Origin of the sequence: Salinimicrobium gaetbulicola (genome assembly GCF_042676025.1) — a bacterium.
GTDB classification, from domain to species: Bacteria; Bacteroidota; Bacteroidia; order Flavobacteriales; family Flavobacteriaceae; genus Salinimicrobium; species Salinimicrobium gaetbulicola.
The window spans coordinates 1316332-1331093 of sequence record NZ_JBHTJP010000032.1 but is presented as its reverse complement, the minus strand read 5'-3'; the positions used below and the strand labels follow the sequence as shown (position 1 = coordinate 1331093).

16 protein-coding genes are annotated in these 14762 nt (G+C 40.9%); 11 read left to right on the top strand and 5 right to left on the bottom strand.

Going from position 1 to position 14762, the window contains the following annotated elements; genetic code table 11:
- The 3 genes from porG to ACFQ1G_RS07525 all read right to left on the bottom strand — a co-directional run bounded on the left by porG (position 1) and on the right by ACFQ1G_RS07525 (position 2359).
- Positions 1-714 carry a type IX secretion system protein PorG gene (gene porG / locus ACFQ1G_RS07535; RefSeq protein WP_380738136.1) on the bottom strand — a complete coding sequence of 238 codons (714 nt, stop codon included), beginning with the start codon at positions 712-714 and terminating at the stop codon, positions 1-3.
- 101 nt (positions 715-815) lie between these two features.
- Complete coding sequence (locus tag ACFQ1G_RS07530; RefSeq protein WP_380738134.1) at positions 816-1703, bottom strand: NAD kinase; 888 nt, start codon at positions 1701-1703, stop codon at positions 816-818.
- A complete protein-coding gene (locus ACFQ1G_RS07525) occupies positions 1703-2359 on the bottom strand; it encodes a CBS domain-containing protein (RefSeq protein ID WP_380738132.1) in 657 nt (218 codons plus the stop codon). The genes ACFQ1G_RS07530 and ACFQ1G_RS07525 overlap by 1 nt, the downstream gene beginning before the upstream one ends.
- A gap of 88 nt (positions 2360-2447) precedes the next feature.
- On the opposite strand from ACFQ1G_RS07525, the gene ACFQ1G_RS07520 reads away from it, so the two are divergent.
- The 11 genes from ACFQ1G_RS07520 (at position 2448) to ACFQ1G_RS07470 (ending at position 12522) form a co-directional block, all read left to right on the top strand.
- Entirely contained in the window at positions 2448-3164 is a 717-nt protein-coding gene (locus ACFQ1G_RS07520; RefSeq protein ID WP_380738130.1) for a pyridoxine 5'-phosphate synthase, read from the top strand.
- Complete coding sequence (locus ACFQ1G_RS07515) at positions 3164-3925, top strand: alpha/beta fold hydrolase (protein WP_380738128.1); 762 nt, start codon at positions 3164-3166, stop codon at positions 3923-3925. The genes ACFQ1G_RS07520 and ACFQ1G_RS07515 overlap by 1 nt, the downstream gene beginning before the upstream one ends.
- A gap of 115 nt (positions 3926-4040) precedes the next feature.
- Positions 4041-5294, top strand: coding sequence for an OmpP1/FadL family transporter (locus ACFQ1G_RS07510; RefSeq protein WP_380738126.1), 1254 nt, complete (start codon positions 4041-4043; stop codon positions 5292-5294).
- Positions 5295-5312: 18 nt separating this feature from the next.
- Positions 5313-6944 (top strand): G-D-S-L family lipolytic protein, encoded by a 1632-nt coding sequence (locus ACFQ1G_RS07505; RefSeq protein WP_380738124.1) that lies wholly within the window; start codon positions 5313-5315, stop codon positions 6942-6944.
- Between the two features lie 90 nt (positions 6945-7034).
- Positions 7035-7376 carry a phage holin family protein gene (locus ACFQ1G_RS07500; RefSeq protein ID WP_380738122.1) on the top strand — a complete coding sequence of 114 codons (342 nt, stop codon included), beginning with the start codon at positions 7035-7037 and terminating at the stop codon, positions 7374-7376.
- Between the two features lie 85 nt (positions 7377-7461).
- Positions 7462-8784: a trigger factor gene (gene tig / locus ACFQ1G_RS07495; protein ID WP_380738120.1), complete on the top strand. Its 1323-nt coding sequence runs from the start codon at positions 7462-7464 to the stop codon at positions 8782-8784.
- Positions 8785-8919: 135 nt separating this feature from the next.
- Positions 8920-9594 carry an ATP-dependent Clp endopeptidase proteolytic subunit ClpP gene (clpP, locus tag ACFQ1G_RS07490; RefSeq protein WP_380738119.1) on the top strand — a complete coding sequence of 225 codons (675 nt, stop codon included), beginning with the start codon at positions 8920-8922 and terminating at the stop codon, positions 9592-9594.
- 63 nt (positions 9595-9657) lie between these two features.
- Positions 9658-10890: an ATP-dependent Clp protease ATP-binding subunit ClpX gene (gene clpX, locus ACFQ1G_RS07485; protein ID WP_380738117.1), complete on the top strand. Its 1233-nt coding sequence runs from the start codon at positions 9658-9660 to the stop codon at positions 10888-10890.
- Positions 10891-11045: 155 nt separating this feature from the next.
- Complete coding sequence (locus tag ACFQ1G_RS07480; protein WP_380738115.1) at positions 11046-11483, top strand: VOC family protein; 438 nt, start codon at positions 11046-11048, stop codon at positions 11481-11483.
- Between the two features lie 19 nt (positions 11484-11502).
- Entirely contained in the window at positions 11503-12057 is a 555-nt protein-coding gene (locus tag ACFQ1G_RS07475; RefSeq protein ID WP_380738113.1) for a DinB family protein, read from the top strand.
- Between the two features lie 9 nt (positions 12058-12066).
- Entirely contained in the window at positions 12067-12522 is a 456-nt protein-coding gene (locus ACFQ1G_RS07470) for an SRPBCC domain-containing protein (RefSeq protein WP_380738111.1), read from the top strand.
- Positions 12523-12618: 96 nt separating this feature from the next.
- On the opposite strand, the gene groL is transcribed toward ACFQ1G_RS07470, so the two are convergent.
- Both groL and ACFQ1G_RS07460 read right to left on the bottom strand, forming a co-directional pair.
- Positions 12619-14256, bottom strand: coding sequence for a chaperonin GroEL (gene groL, locus ACFQ1G_RS07465; RefSeq protein ID WP_380738109.1), 1638 nt, complete (start codon positions 14254-14256; stop codon positions 12619-12621).
- Between the two features lie 104 nt (positions 14257-14360).
- Entirely contained in the window at positions 14361-14636 is a 276-nt protein-coding gene (locus ACFQ1G_RS07460) for a co-chaperone GroES (protein WP_380738107.1), read from the bottom strand.
- Positions 14637-14762: the final 126 nt, after the last annotated feature.

Here is a 14762-nt window from a genome sequence, read left to right as displayed (position 1 = left end):
TTAATATTCGTTGTAACAGGATTTGGGTCCAAAATTCAGGGTGAGGTACACGGCTGTGAACATGTACCAGTCGGTGGTATTTCTGTTTCCGAAATCTTTAAGTACGTAGTTGCCGTCCACTTCAGAAGGCTGACTGCCGTCAAGATTATCGGTAAATGTATACCTTGCTCCAATTTCTACTCCCGCGGCTAAGAATGAATTGAGGGTTTGCTTGTAACCGAATACCATAGGAATGGAAAATTCCCAGTTATTTCCGGCTTTCTGCAACTCATTTGCCTGCGGATTCGTATATGCGTTGTTCTTAAGCATAAAATGGTTGGCAAAGTAATAATTTATTCCCGTGTAAAGGTAAGGTGTTGACTGATATTTATCAGAATGTAGGTCCCAGTTCCAGAAAGTGAATTCCAGTCCCAAAGAGGCTTCGGTTATAGAATTTTCAAATGAGTAGCCGCGTTGCTGCCTTCGGGTGTCGTGAGATTTTGCGTCATCAGCCTTAATTTGAGCGTGCAGCACTGAAAACCTGATGGTATGCCTGTGACTGCGATTCCATTTAAAAATACCTCCGAAGACAGGGGTGTTAGGATTGATATAGGTTGAGTTGCCTACATCCCCAATGTAATTGGCGCCACCTGCGTAGGGGCCAATTTCAAAATTTTGGGAATATGTCTGGTTACTGCAAAAGAACAGGAGTACCATAACAACTGTGTACCTCATTGGTTATCAAAGTTTGCAAATATAATAATAATGTTTGCTCTATTATAAAATTAAGCAGGCGTGTACCTAAGCATAAACAACTTTTTCACGGGTTTTATTGCCTAATTACGCCTGTCTTCACCCCATAATAACTTTTTACGGAGGGTAGATAGAAAGGTGTCATCAGAAAATTCAACCATCTGGATGGTAAAAGGTGCTTTTGAAATGATAACCGTGGTGTTGTTCTTAAGGGAGGCAATTCTGGAATCCATGGAAACCAGGTAGTTGTCTTCCCTTCCGGATACCTTCAGGGTTATTTTGGTGTTGTCTTTAATGATTAAAGGTCTTGCGTTGAGATTGTGAGGGGCAATAGGGGTTATGGCAAGTGCTTTTGTAGTAGGGGTGATAACCGGGCCACCGCAACTCAGGGAATATCCGGTTGAGCCGGTCGGGGTTGAAATTATAAGTCCGTCTGCCCAGTAAGCTGTAAGATATTCCTCGTCAAGCCAGGTTTCAATAGTGATCATGGAGGTGGTATTCTTCCGGCTAACGGCGATCTCGTTGAGCGCAAAATTATTGACGCCTAATTCCTTCTCTTCCGGTAAGGTGGTGATGCATAATACCGCTCGTTCAGAGATCATAAAGTCATTTGCAAGTATCCTTGAAATGGTATCCTTGATGTTTTCTTTGTTTACGGTGGCCAAAAATCCTAATCTCCCGGTGTTTATTCCGACAATAGGAATATTAAGATCCCTAATATAATTTATAGACTTCAGGATGGTACCGTCTCCACCCACACTTATAAAAAGATCAAAAGAACGATCCAGTTCTGTGAAAGTGCTGAATTGCGGGTAATCTTTTTCAATTGATTTACTTTCCTCAATTAACTTTGAAAACTCCTTCTCAATGCAAACTTCGATCGCAAGCTCATCCAGGGTGTTTAAAAGTTCCTCAATGTATTCTCCAGAATTAGCGTGATAGAATTGACCATAAATACCTACTTTCTTCATTACATGTTCAGGTATTTGTCCAGGTACCTTGATCGGTCCTTGAGATTTGAGGAGAAACTATCTTCCATATGGGTAGAGGTTACTTTGTAGCCATATCTTCGGAAGGTTTGCAGGATGGCATTTACAGGCGAGGGTCCTATTTTTAAAGTTATCTGTGCTAAGTCATTTTCAAGACTTGAGACAAAAGCGCCTAAAAGATGCGCGCCATTAGATTCCACTATCTGACTGATCTCACTAAAAGAGTAATCTCTAATGCCTTTTTCAAGAATAAAAATTCCTCCCGGATTATTAAGGAAAGGACTTTCGGTAAAGAGATTCATGATGTCATGGAGTTCCACATATCCCAGATAGGAATTATCCTCATCAAGGACAGGTAGGATATTGGTGTCGTTCTTTGCGAAAGCGTGTAAAACATCCAGCCAGTTATCGTCCCGCCGGGTGTAAAATCCTTCCAAAGCATATTGAAAATCACTGAGTGATTTGTTCGGGTCAAATGATCTGATGTCATTTTCAGAAATGCAGCCAACATACACCTCCTCATTCTTCACCGGAATATGGGAATAGGTTAGTCCATCGAATTCTGATTGAATGTCTCCAACTCTGGAGGAGATATCAGCCATTTCAATGTCATTGATAATGTATGGTTCAATACTCATGGCGCCTTCATTTTTCTGCAAATTAATTAAAATAAAGTACTTTTTTGCATCTTCAACTTTGTATTTTTGTTTGAAATAATTGCAGAAAATGACAAAATTAAGCGTAAATATTAACAAGATCGCAACGCTCAGAAATTCCAGAGGGGGAGACGTTCCAAATGTGGTGCAGGTTGCAAAAGATGTTCAAAAATTTGGAGGTGAAGGTATTACTGTACATCCACGGCCAGATGAACGACACATAAGATATCAGGACGTTTTTGATCTTCGTCCCATTGTTTATACTGAATTTAATATTGAAGGAAATCCTATTCAGCAATTTATTGACCTGGTTCTAAAGGCGCAGCCCGAGCAGGTTACCCTGGTTCCAGATGCCGAGGATGCCATAACTTCTAATGCCGGCTGGGATACCATAAAGCATAAGGACTACTTGAAAGAGATCATTTCAGAATTCAAAAGAAATAACATTCGGACTTCTATTTTTGTTGACCCAGATCTTAAAATGGTCGAAGGGGCTGTCGATACAGGGACTGACCGAATTGAACTTTACACCGAAGAATTTGCGAAAACCTACGCTGCCGGAGATAAATCAGGGATCAAACCTTATGCTGAATGTGCAGAGCTTGCCAGCCAACTGGGATTGGGGATCAATGCCGGTCACGATCTATCCCTTGAGAATATCCGGTTTTTTAAAGAAAATATTCCCGGACTTTTGGAGGTGTCGATTGGACATGCTTTAATAGCGGAATCGTTATATATGGGACTGGAAAATGTGGTTAAACAGTATTTAAAGTTATTGAAAGATTAATGAAGTTGTATTCAAATATTTTAGGAGAAGGTGCGCCCTTGTTGATCCTTCACGGATTTCTGGGGATGAGCGATAACTGGAAAACTTTGGGGAAGGAATTCGCAGATGCCGGCTTCCAGGTTCATTTAATAGATCAACGCAATCACGGGCGAAGCCCGCATAGCGAAGATTTCAGTTATCTCCTTATGGCAAAAGATATTAAAGAATATTGTGATGCCCATAAACTGGAGAATTGTATCCTGTTAGGACATTCCATGGGAGGGAAGACAGCTATGCTGGCCGCTTCCTTATTTCCGCATATAATTGAGAAATTGATCGTTGCGGATATTGCTCCAAAATATTACGCTCCGCATCATCAGCAGATCCTGGAAGGTTTACAGGCAGTTGACAGGGCAAGTTTGTCAAGCAGGGGAGAGGCTGAAGATTTGTTATCCCAATATGTCAAGGAAGCAGGAGTTCGCCTTTTCCTGCTTAAAAATCTATATTGGAAATCAAAAGGTAAACTTGCCTTGAGGTTTAATTTAGATTCTTTGGTTCAAAATGTAGAAAATGTTGGTGAGGCACTTCCTGAAGATGCATTTTTTTCCAAGCCGACTTTATTCCTTCGAGGAGGGAATTCTAATTATATCACTTCCGAAGATATTCCTCTTATAAAAAGCCACTTTCCTGAGGCAGAGGTGGAAACTATTCCTAATGTAGGTCATTGGCTACACGCTGAAAATAAAGATGCCTTTTTCACAGCTGTAATGCGTTTCCTGTAATTAAAGAGGGGATTTATTGTGCGTGCATAATAAAAAACGATGAAATATTGCATAATATCTATTTTATGCTATTTTTGACGTAATTATCCATTTACTAAAATCTACATTTTCAATTATGAGAAAAATTTTCTTTTTGATGGCGTTTGTATTAGCAAGCGCTGTAACTTATGCCGGCGGTTATCGGGTAGGTGTTCAGGGGCAACGAGCCCTCGCAATGGGACATACCGGGGTGGCTGTCGTAAATAGCGCCGAGCTTGGTTTCTTTAACCCTGCAGGTCTGGTTTACCTGGAGAATAAACTTACAATCTCTGCCGGAGCAAGTGTTATATTTTCTGACGTTGCCTGGCAAAACCAGGAAACAGGTGAGATCGCTCGTACCGACAATCCTGTTGGAACCCCATTTTATTTCAATGCTTCTTATAAACTTAAAGATTGGTTGGCTCTAGGTTTGAGCGTTTATACTCCTTACGGAAGTACCGTAATGTGGGAAGACGATTGGGCAGGTTCTCATCTTGTAAATAATATTGAGCTACAGGCTATCTATATTCAGCCATTAGTTTCGGTTCAGGTAGCCGATTTTTTAAGCCTTGGTGGAGGTCCTATTTTTGTAACCGGTGCGGTTAATTTCAACCGTAACTTGACAAGAACCTTGAAAGATGAAGAAGGTAACAGGTCTAATGTAACCATTGATGCTTCTGGAGTGAATGCTTTTGGATGGTCGGCCAGTGCAATGTTTGTGGCCACTGAAGATATCAAGATTGGTGTTAACTACCGTTCAGAAATTATGATGGACGCTGAAGATGGGGAAGCTGATTTCCAGAATATCCCGAATTCTCCTGCTGTTCCATTCAAGGATACCACTTTTGACGCTACTTTACCATTGCCTGCAGAACTTACAGCAGGGATTTCTTATCAATTTGATGAGAAATGGCTTTTTGCTTTTGATTACAACATGGTTTTCTGGGGTGTATATGAGTCTCTGGATGTTGATTTTGGTGATCCAAATATTCCTGATTCGAAAAACCCTCGTAATTATAAAGATGCCAGTACCTGGAGATTTGGTGCGCAATATACTGCTACTGAAAAATTGGTTTTAAGGGCAGGTTATTACTATGATGAGTCTCCTGTTCAGGAAGGGTATTTCGCTCCCGAAACTCCAAGAAACGATTCTATGGGGTTCACTGCAGGTCTTTCACTTGATGTAACTTCAAGATTGGCGATAGATGCTTCCTTCGCTTACATAAGATTTGATGAGGTCGATGCTTCTTATGATCATTATATAGATGAAAATGGTCAAAATGTTCCTTTTGGAGGAACTTATAAATCTGTAGCCTTTATCCCTGGTTTAGGTGTTACTTATAAACTTTAATAAAAAGATTCATATACAATGAAAAACTATATAAAATATATCGGGATTCTTGCTCTTGGAATGGTAGCGTGTGAGCCGGAATTCGAAAATCCGGTAGATGCCAATGACGCTTATACCAGTGGAGAAGCAGATTTCTCGAACTTCGTGGCGATAGGAAACTCTATTACTTCAGGGTATGCAGACAATGCTTTGTACATCAGTGCGCAGGAAGCCTCTTATCCAAACATCATGGCTCAGCAATTCGCTAAAGCCGGTGGGGGTGATTTTACACAGCCATTAATGGCTGATAATTATGGTGGGCTTTTATTCAACGGAGAACGTAATCCTGCTTTTAATACACGTTTAGTGCTGCCTTTTACCGATGGGGGAATGCCGCTCTTTCCGACTAATTTAGATGAGGAGCCTACTACTGAGGTTACCAATGTACTTTCAGGACCTTTTAATAATATGGGTGTGCCGGGAATGAAGAGTTTCCATTTATTCGCAGAAGGATATGGGAACCCTGCAAATCTTCAAACAGGAACAGCAAACCCTTACTTTGTGCGTTTTGCCTCTGCTCCAAATGCAACTATTCTTGGAGATGCTCTAGCTCAAAACCCTACTTTCTTCAGTCTTTGGATCGGGAAAAATGATATTTTAAGCTTCGCTACTTCGGGTGGAGTTGGGATAGCCCAACCTGTAACTGAAGACCCTGCGAATTACGGAAGTAATGATATTACTAATCCTGACGTATTTGGACAAGTATATTCTAACGTAGTTGATGCTTTGATCGCTTCAGGTGCAGAGCAGGGAGTGGTAAATGCGGTACCGGATGTTACAATAGCGCCATTCTTCACCCGTGTTCCTCATGCCCCTTTAGATCCAACAAATCCTGATTTTGGGCCAATGATCTCAACTTTAAATGCATCTTTCGCGGGTCTTAACCAGATCATATCTGCGGTTAGAGGTACTAATGAATTTGACGCGGAAGGGAATAAGATTGCCGAAACAGAATATACCATTGAATTCGATCCCGCGGGAGCGAGTCCGTTGGTTATTAAGGATGAAGCTTTAATAGATATTTCTCAGCAAATAACCGGTGCTCTTATGCAACGCGGGTATCCTCAGGAACTGGCTGTGCAATATGGTCAACAATTTGGTCAGGCGCGTCAGGCAACCGCAGAAGATCGCATTTTGTTGACCAGTTCCAGTGCAATTTCCGAAGTAGATATGCAAGTTTTACAAGCCTGGATGGCTGCCGGTTTGGATCAGGCAAGTGCAGGACAACTTTCAGTTAAAGGTATTACTCTTCCAATGGCGGACCAATATGTGTTAACTGAAGATGAGGTGACGATTCTTAATACTGCCCGTGTACAGTTCAATACATATATTCAGGGTATCGCACAGTCAAAAGGCCTTGCATATGTTGATGTGAATGAGATCATTCAGCAATTGGCTAATGGTGGTGTTGCATACGACGGAGGTGTGATTACTGCCGAATTTGCTTCTGGAGGGGCTTTCTCCCTTGACGGTATTCACCTTACTCCAAGAGGTTCTGCCGTACTGGCTAATAAGATGATCGATGCGATCAATGCTACTTATGGCTCAAACGTTCCAAAGGTAAATGTTGGAACCTATGGTACCATTACCATTAGTAACAGCGTGCAATAAGACTGTTTTAATCTTATATAAAAAAACGCCGGAAATTTTTTCCGGCGTTTTTTTATTTTGAAATAGTATATTAGATTAAAATTCTAACCAATGATCTTCATTTTACGTATTCTGCTTACCGCTGTAGTGGTGGTTTTCCTGGCTAAGTTCCTTCCCGGAGTTACCGTAGCCGGATATCTTACCGCTATTATAGTTGCCCTCGTTCTGGCTTTATTGAATTTAATAGTGAAGCCTATACTTATTCTTTTCACCCTTCCTGTCACCATTCTCACCTTTGGATTGTTTCTCATTGTGATCAATGCGATTATCATTCTTTTGGCAGATGCTTTTGTAGACGGATTTGACGTATCGGGATTCTGGATCGCCGTGTTGTTCAGTATTCTATTATCAATTTTTCAGTCCTTGCTTTTCTCTTTGGCTGATAGGAAATAAAGCCTCCTGAATTTCAGAAGTTTGAAACTTTGCTTGCTCTTAAAAAAGTTGTACTTTTGCAAACCAATTTTTATAAGAGTTTGTAATGAATATAACGAGAGAGAATATTGATGAACTTAACGCAGTAGTTAAGGTTGATATCGCTAAAGAAGACTACAGCGACAAAGTTGAAAAGGTCCTAAAGGATTACCGTAAGAACGCTAATATTCCCGGATTCAGAAAAGGTCATGTGCCTATGGGAATGGTTAAAAAGCAGTATGGAAAAGCTGTTTTGGTTGATGAGGTGAATAAATTACTTCAGGACGCCCTTAATAAATATCTTACCGAAGAGAAACTGGATGTACTTGGGAACCCGCTTCCTAAGGAGCAGGAGAACTTTGACTGGGATAGTGAAACTTACACTTTTGAGTTTGAATTAGGTCTTTCTCCGCAATTCGAAGTAAGCCTTGAGAATAAAAAACCTATCACTCACTACAAGATCGTTGCCGGTGATGAAATGATCGAGAACCAGATCAAGACCATCCAGAAGCAATACGGGAAATTGGTCTCTAAAGATGTTGCTGAAGAAGGTGACCAGGTAACCGGAACTTTCAAAAATGAGGAAGAAGGGATCGATGCTACTGCAACTCTTCCAATCGAGAAATTAAAAGGAAAGAGAAATAAAGATAAATTCATCGGTGCGAAAGTAGGTGATGTGATCACTCTTAAGACTAAAGGTCTTTTCGAAGATGATCATGACTTGATGGAGTTCCTGAAAGTGGAGCATGATAAAGCGCACGGACTTGAGATCGAGGTGGAATTCACCGTTTCTGAGATCAACAAGCAGGAGCTTGCAGATCTTGACCAGGAATTGTTTGATAAACTTTTCGGGAAAGGCGAAGTTACTTCGGTTACTGAGCTTAAAGAAAAGATCAAAGAAGACGCTGCCAAGCAGTTTGAGCAGCAAGGTGATCAGCAGTTATTGAATGATGTAACTGAAATGTTGATCGAGAATACAAAATTCGACCTTCCTAAGGAATTTCTTCAGAAGTGGATCCAGACGGCTGGAGAAAAGGAGCTTACTGAAGAAGAAGCTAAAGAAGAATACGAAAAGAGCGAAAAAGGATTGCGTTTCCAGTTGATCGAAGGAAAATTGATCGCTGAGAATGACCTTCAGGTGAAATTCGAAGACCTGAAAGCTTTCGCGATTGAAAGAATTAAGGAGCAAATGGCGCAATTTGGTCAGATGGATCCTTCAGAAAAAGAGCTTGATGATATCGCGGCACGTATCTTATCCCGTCAGGATGAAGTGAAGCGTTTGTCTGAGCAATTGATGAACCAGAAGTTACTTCAGCTTTACAAAGACAAGGTGAACCTTGAAGAAAAAGAGGTGACTTATGAAGAATTTGTTAAAGAGGTTTATCAATAGAACTTTTATAAATTAATACTTATCTTTAAGGCGTTTGACCAATCAGGGAGAACGCCTTTTTTGGCAATTAACAAAGGGTTTTCCGGCAAATCCGGAAGACTCTGAAACAGCAAAACACAGATAAAAACATTTTAAATGGATTACGGAAAAGAATTCGAAAAATATGCTATCAAGCACCACGGGATCAACAGTAATTATTATAACCAGATCGTTAGCAGTATGAACCCGCTGGGGATGACCCCCAATATCATTGAAGAAAGGCAGATGAACATTGCCATTTTTGATGTTTTTTCAAGGTTGATGATGGACCGTATTATCTTTTTAGGTACTGCGATCAATGACCAGGTGGCCAATATTATTCAGGCACAGTTGTTGTTTCTTGAGAGTACAGATGCTTCAAAAGACATCCAGATCTATATCAACTCTCCTGGAGGAAGTGTGTATGCAGGTCTTGGGATCTATGATACCATGCAGTTCATAAAGCCAGATGTTGCTACTATTTGTACGGGAATGGCCGCATCTATGGGAGCAGTTCTTTTATGTGCAGGTGAAAAAGGAAAACGTAGTGGATTGCCTCATTCCAGAGTAATGATACATCAACCGTTAGGAGGAGCTCAAGGTCAGGCTAGTGACATTGAGATCACTGCGCGTGAGATCCTTACCTTAAAAAAGGAATTGTATGAGATCATCGCTAAGCACTCCGGACAGACTTATGAAAAGATCGAGGAGGATAGCGACAGGGATTACTGGATGAAAGCTGATAAAGCTTTGGAGTACGGAATGATCGATGAGATTTTAACAAGAGCCTAAGCGCTCTTTTAAAAGTAGCAAGCGAAAAAGGTCACTTCTAGAAGTGATCGAAATAAAAAAATTATGGCAAAAGAAGAATTAGAATGTTCCTTTTGTGGAAGGAAAAAACCTGAAACCAACTTGCTCATTGCAGGACTGGACGCTCATATTTGCGACCGTTGTATCGAGCAGGCTCATGGTATCGTGATCGAGGAATCTAAGCAGGAGGGCACCAGTGAACTGTCTTCTGAACTTAAACTTCGAAAACCTCAGGCTATTAAATCTTTCCTTGATCAATATGTGATCGGACAGGAGCATACCAAAAAAGTCCTTTCTGTGGCGGTTTATAATCACTATAAGCGATTATTGCAGCCGGTTTCAGACGAGGATATCGAAATACAAAAGAGTAACATCATCATGGTAGGGGAGACCGGTACCGGTAAGACCCTTATGGCAAAGACCATCGCCAAGATGTTGAACGTGCCTTTGGCAATTGTGGATGCCACGGTATTAACCGAGGCAGGATATGTTGGAGAAGATGTAGAGAGTATACTTACCCGACTTTTACAGGCTGCCGATTATAATCTTGAAAAAGCCCAGCATGGGATCGTTTTCATAGATGAGATCGATAAGATCGCACGTAAGAGTGACAACCCTTCTATTACCCGTGATGTTTCGGGAGAAGGTGTGCAACAGGCATTATTGAAGCTTTTGGAAGGAACCACGGTAAATGTACCGCCAAAAGGAGGAAGAAAGCACCCTGATCAAAAGTTCATTGAAGTAGATACAGAAAATATCCTTTTCGTAACGGGAGGTGCTTTTGACGGGATCGAAAGAAATATCAGTAAGCGATTGAATATGCAGGCAGTAGGTTTTAGCGCCTCAAAAAGCGATGATGCGATTGAGCGTGAAAACCTGTTGAAATATATCATTCCAAAAGACCTTAAAGACTTCGGATTGATCCCTGAGATCATTGGTCGTCTTCCTGTATTGACCCATATGAATCCGCTGGATAAGAAAACGCTGCGTTCTATCTTGACCGAGCCTAAGAATGCGATTATCAAGCAGTATCAGAAGTTATTTGAAATGGATGATATCGAATTCACCATTACAGATGAGGCTCTTGATTACATCGTGGAAAAGGCAATAGAATACAAACTCGGGGCTCGAGGACTTAGATCACTTTGTGAAGCTATCCTTACAGACGCTATGTTTGAGATGCCTGAGGGTAAAAATTCTACCTTAAAAGTGACGAGAGATTATGCTGAAGAAAAATTAGATAAATCAGGAATCAAGAGATTGAAAGCAGTTTCTTAAGATTCTTATTTTTAATATGATAGAAGCCATCTGAAATTTCAGGTGGCTTTTTTTATTACTGTAATTATTATACCAGATTTTTTTATAAAATTTATTTTTCCAATAATTTTTTAAATGTAAATTACAGGGTTATAAATTTTTGTAATTCAATTTTAATGGAAAAATTAAATCCCTACTTGACTTTTCCAGGTAATTGTGAAGAGGCTTTCAACTTCTATAAATCTATTTTTGGAGGAGAGTTTCTTTATGTCGGCAGGTTCTCTGATATTCCCACGAATGATGAGGTGCTAATTCCTGAATATAAGTTGAATAAGATCATGCATATTTCTCTTCCTATTGGGAAAGAAGTGGTATTGATGGGCAGTGATTCGGGTGAAGAATGGAGCCCCGAGGTAAAGAGCGGAAATAACATCTCGCTTTCTGTGTCTGCGTCCAGTAAAGAGCAAGCCGATCGCTATTTTGAAGCGTTTAGTGAACATGGTAAGATCATAATGCAGATTGGTGATGTTTTCTGGCGTAGTTACTATGGTGTGTGTACAGATCAATTCGGGGTGAACTGGATGGTTAGCTATACCGAACCGAATGTAAAGTAAAGAAACAAATTTACCGGGTATGAAAACAAGTACAGCTGAATTGATAGCTGATTTGACCGCGAGGACGAAACAGGTGCTTCGGGATGCCCAGGAATTTAAGACACATTCCTTAGAGGAACTTAATACCCGGGAATCTTCAGAAAGCTGGAGTGCCTTGGAATGTATTGAACATCTCAATAGATACGGCGAATTTTATATTCCTGAGATTGAACTTAAGATCATGGAAAGTGGCTACGCTCCCCAAAAGGTTTTTAAAAGTGTTCGTTTGGGAGATTTTTTTGCTGAAAGTATGCTTCCGAAGGAATCCATGAAAAAGATAAAAACTTTCAAGGATAAAAATCCTTTAGGTAGCAGGCTCGATAAGAATGTTCTCACCACCTTTTTGGATCAGCAACATAAATTGCTGGAACTGCTTGAGGAAGCCCGGGATGTGAGCCTCATAAAAACCCGGGTTCCAACCAGTATATCAAAATGGCTTACCTTGAAGCTGGGAGATACCTTCAGGGTTTTGGTCTATCATAACCAAAGGCATATCAAACAGGCCAGGAATGCCATGAAACACAGTAAAAAATAATCCGCAGTGATGGAACAATTAACCATAAACACCGCTCTTCAGATCTCCGAAGCTCAAAAAACCGTTTTTGACGCTATTGTTGATCCCTGGAACATGTCTCATTATTTTATTTCTGAAAGTTCGGGAAAGATGGAAGCCGGGAAAACCATACAGTGGAAATTCCCTGAGTTTGAAGAATCTTTTCCTGTGAAAATTCTGGAAATAAGCCCCAATGAATTGATCACTTTTGAGTGGGATGGTGCCCACGGGCAAAAACTTAAGGTGGAAATAAAATTAGAAAAAATGGAAGGCCCAAGTACGCTTGTAAAAGTGACAGAAGGTAAAATGGATGCTGATGAGGCAGGGATAAAATGGCTGGAGCAGAATACTGCAGGGTGGGCTAATTTCCTGGCCTGTCTTAAGGCTTATGTGGAATATGGAATAAACCTTAGAAAAGGGGCTTTTGATTTTATGAAGAAAAAATAAAAATTTCCGAATTGCTGTTTTAGCAGAAGAATTTAAATAAAAACCCCGCTTCAAAATTTGAAGCGGGGTTTTTTATAATAATCTAACGTTTGATCATTACATCATTCCTGGCATTCCGCCACCCATTGGAGGCATTCCGCCACCTCCGGCGTTGTCTTCTTTAATGTCGGTCAAAGCACACTCGGTAGTAAGGATCATTCCGGCAACCGAAGCAGCGTTCTCAAGAGCTACCCTGGTTACTTTCTTAGGATCGATAATACCTGCGCTTAGCATGTCAACGAAAGAATCAGATTTAGCGTCATATCCGTAGTTGTCTTTACCTTCAAGTACTTTATTGATCACAACAGATCCTTCTCCACCTGCATTTTCAACGATGGTTCTCAAAGGAGCCTCGATAGCGCGGTTCACGATCTGGATTCCGGTAGCCTCATCTGCATTGGCAGCTTCAAGGTTTGCAAGTACCGCTTTGGCACGTACCAGTGCTACACCACCACCTGCAACGATTCCTTCCTCAACAGCCGCACGGGTTGCGTGAAGTGCATCATCTACACGGTCTTTCTTTTCTTTCATTTCAACTTCTGAAGCCGCACCAACATAAAGTACAGCTACACCTCCGGCCAATTTAGCCAGACGCTCCTGCAGTTTTTCCTTGTCATAGTCAGAAGTAGTAGTCTCCATCTGAGCTTTGATCTGGTTAACTCTGTTGTGGATCGCTTCGTTCTCACCGGCACCGTTTACGATAGTGGTATTATCCTTATCAATAGCTACTTTTTCAGCAGTACCCAATTGATCGATAGTTGCGTTCTCAAGAGTGAATCCTCTTTCTTCAGAGATCACGGTACCACCGGTAAGGATCGCGATGTCCTCAAGCATTGCTTTTCTTCTGTCGCCAAATCCTGGAGCTTTGACAGCAGCGATCTTCAAAGATCCTCTCAGCTTGTTCACTACCAAAGTAGCAAGCGCTTCCCCGTCCACATCTTCAGCGATGATCAATAACGGTTTTCCGCTTTGAGCTACCGGCTCCAATACTGGAAGAAGGTCTTTCATAGCAGAGATCTTCTTATCATAAATAAGGATGTATGGATTTTCAAGATCTGCGGTCATTTTTTCGCTGTTAGTAACGAAATAAGGAGAAAGGTATCCACGGTCGAACTGCATACCCTCCACAACGTCCACATAAGTGTCGGTTCCTTTGGCTTCTTCAACGGTGATCACACCTTCTTTACCAACTTTTCCGAAGGCCTGAGCGATCAACTCACCAATCTGGTCATCGTTGTTAGCGGAGATAGATGCTACCTGCTTTATCTTTTCTGAAGAATTTCCAACTTCCTGAGTCTGCTTACCTAGGTTGGCTGTTAATGCTTCAACAGCTTTGTCAATTCCTCTTTTAAGGTCCATTGGGTTTGCTCCGGCAGCAACGTTCTTTAATCCTTCTTTTACGATGGCTTGTGCAAGAACAGTTGCAGTAGTAGTACCGTCACCGGCAAGGTCGTTGGTCTTGGAAGCAACTTCCTTCACCATTTGAGCACCCATGTTTTCTAATGGATCTTCCAGCTCGATCTCTTTCGCTACTGTAACTCCATCTTTAGTTACTGAAGGAGCTCCAAATGATTTGCTGATGATCACATTACGTCCCTTAGGTCCTAAGGTAACTTTAACTGCGTTCGCCAATGCATCTACACCACGCTTGATACCGTCGCGTGCTTCAATGTCAAACTTTATATCTTTTGCCATTTTGAATAATTTTTTTGAATCCCGATAACCGGGAATTAGTTAGATTTTATTTTTTTAAAAAAAATGAGGTAAAAACCGCTGTTAGTACGGCAGGAACCACAGTATTAAACTATGGCAAGAATATCGTCCTCTCTCATCATAAGGTATTCCTTACCTTCTAACTTGAGCTCAGTACCTGAATATTTTCCATATAGCACGGTGTCACCAACCTTTACGGTCATGTCGTGATCCTTTTTACCATTTCCTACCGCTACCACAATACCTTTTTGAGGTTTTTCTTTAGCGGTTTCCGGAATGTAAATACCTGATGCAGTTTGAGTTTCTGCTGCTACAGGCTCAACAAGTACTCTGTCTGAAAGAGGTTTAATGTTTAGTGCCATTTTTTGATTGTATTTTAGTTATTTAATTTTTTTACTTGAATACCCATAATGACGAAAATTGTGCCACTTGACTTTTGCTGACATTTGCCAAAAAAAAATGCCAGCTTGTCATAAGCCGGCATTTTT

Excerpts from the sequence above, each read along its gene's own strand:
- ACFQ1G_RS07525 (WP_380738132.1), bottom strand. The coding sequence starts at position 2,359 with ATGAGTATTGAACCATACATTATCAATGACATTGAAATGGCTGATATC.
- ACFQ1G_RS07515 (WP_380738128.1), top strand. The coding sequence starts at position 3,164 with ATGAAGTTGTATTCAAATATTTTAGGAGAAGGTGCGCCCTTGTTGATC.
- ACFQ1G_RS07505 (WP_380738124.1), top strand. The coding sequence starts at position 5,313 with ATGAAAAACTATATAAAATATATCGGGATTCTTGCTCTTGGAATGGTA.
- ACFQ1G_RS07475 (WP_380738113.1), top strand. The coding sequence starts at position 11,503 with ATGAAAACAAGTACAGCTGAATTGATAGCTGATTTGACCGCGAGGACG.
- ACFQ1G_RS07530 (WP_380738134.1), bottom strand. The coding sequence starts at position 1,703 with ATGAAGAAAGTAGGTATTTATGGTCAATTCTATCACGCTAATTCTGGA.
- clpP (WP_380738119.1), top strand. The coding sequence starts at position 8,920 with ATGGATTACGGAAAAGAATTCGAAAAATATGCTATCAAGCACCACGGG.
- clpX (WP_380738117.1), top strand. The coding sequence starts at position 9,658 with ATGGCAAAAGAAGAATTAGAATGTTCCTTTTGTGGAAGGAAAAAACCT.
- ACFQ1G_RS07470 (WP_380738111.1), top strand. The coding sequence starts at position 12,067 with ATGGAACAATTAACCATAAACACCGCTCTTCAGATCTCCGAAGCTCAA.
- tig (WP_380738120.1), top strand. The coding sequence starts at position 7,462 with ATGAATATAACGAGAGAGAATATTGATGAACTTAACGCAGTAGTTAAG.
- ACFQ1G_RS07520 (WP_380738130.1), top strand. The coding sequence starts at position 2,448 with ATGACAAAATTAAGCGTAAATATTAACAAGATCGCAACGCTCAGAAAT.
- groL (WP_380738109.1), bottom strand. The coding sequence starts at position 14,256 with ATGGCAAAAGATATAAAGTTTGACATTGAAGCACGCGACGGTATCAAG.
- ACFQ1G_RS07460 (WP_380738107.1), bottom strand. The coding sequence starts at position 14,636 with ATGGCACTAAACATTAAACCTCTTTCAGACAGAGTACTTGTTGAGCCT.
- ACFQ1G_RS07480 (WP_380738115.1), top strand. The coding sequence starts at position 11,046 with ATGGAAAAATTAAATCCCTACTTGACTTTTCCAGGTAATTGTGAAGAG.
- ACFQ1G_RS07510 (WP_380738126.1), top strand. The coding sequence starts at position 4,041 with ATGAGAAAAATTTTCTTTTTGATGGCGTTTGTATTAGCAAGCGCTGTA.
- ACFQ1G_RS07500 (WP_380738122.1), top strand. The coding sequence starts at position 7,035 with ATGATCTTCATTTTACGTATTCTGCTTACCGCTGTAGTGGTGGTTTTC.
- porG (WP_380738136.1), bottom strand. The coding sequence starts at position 714 with ATGAGGTACACAGTTGTTATGGTACTCCTGTTCTTTTGCAGTAACCAG.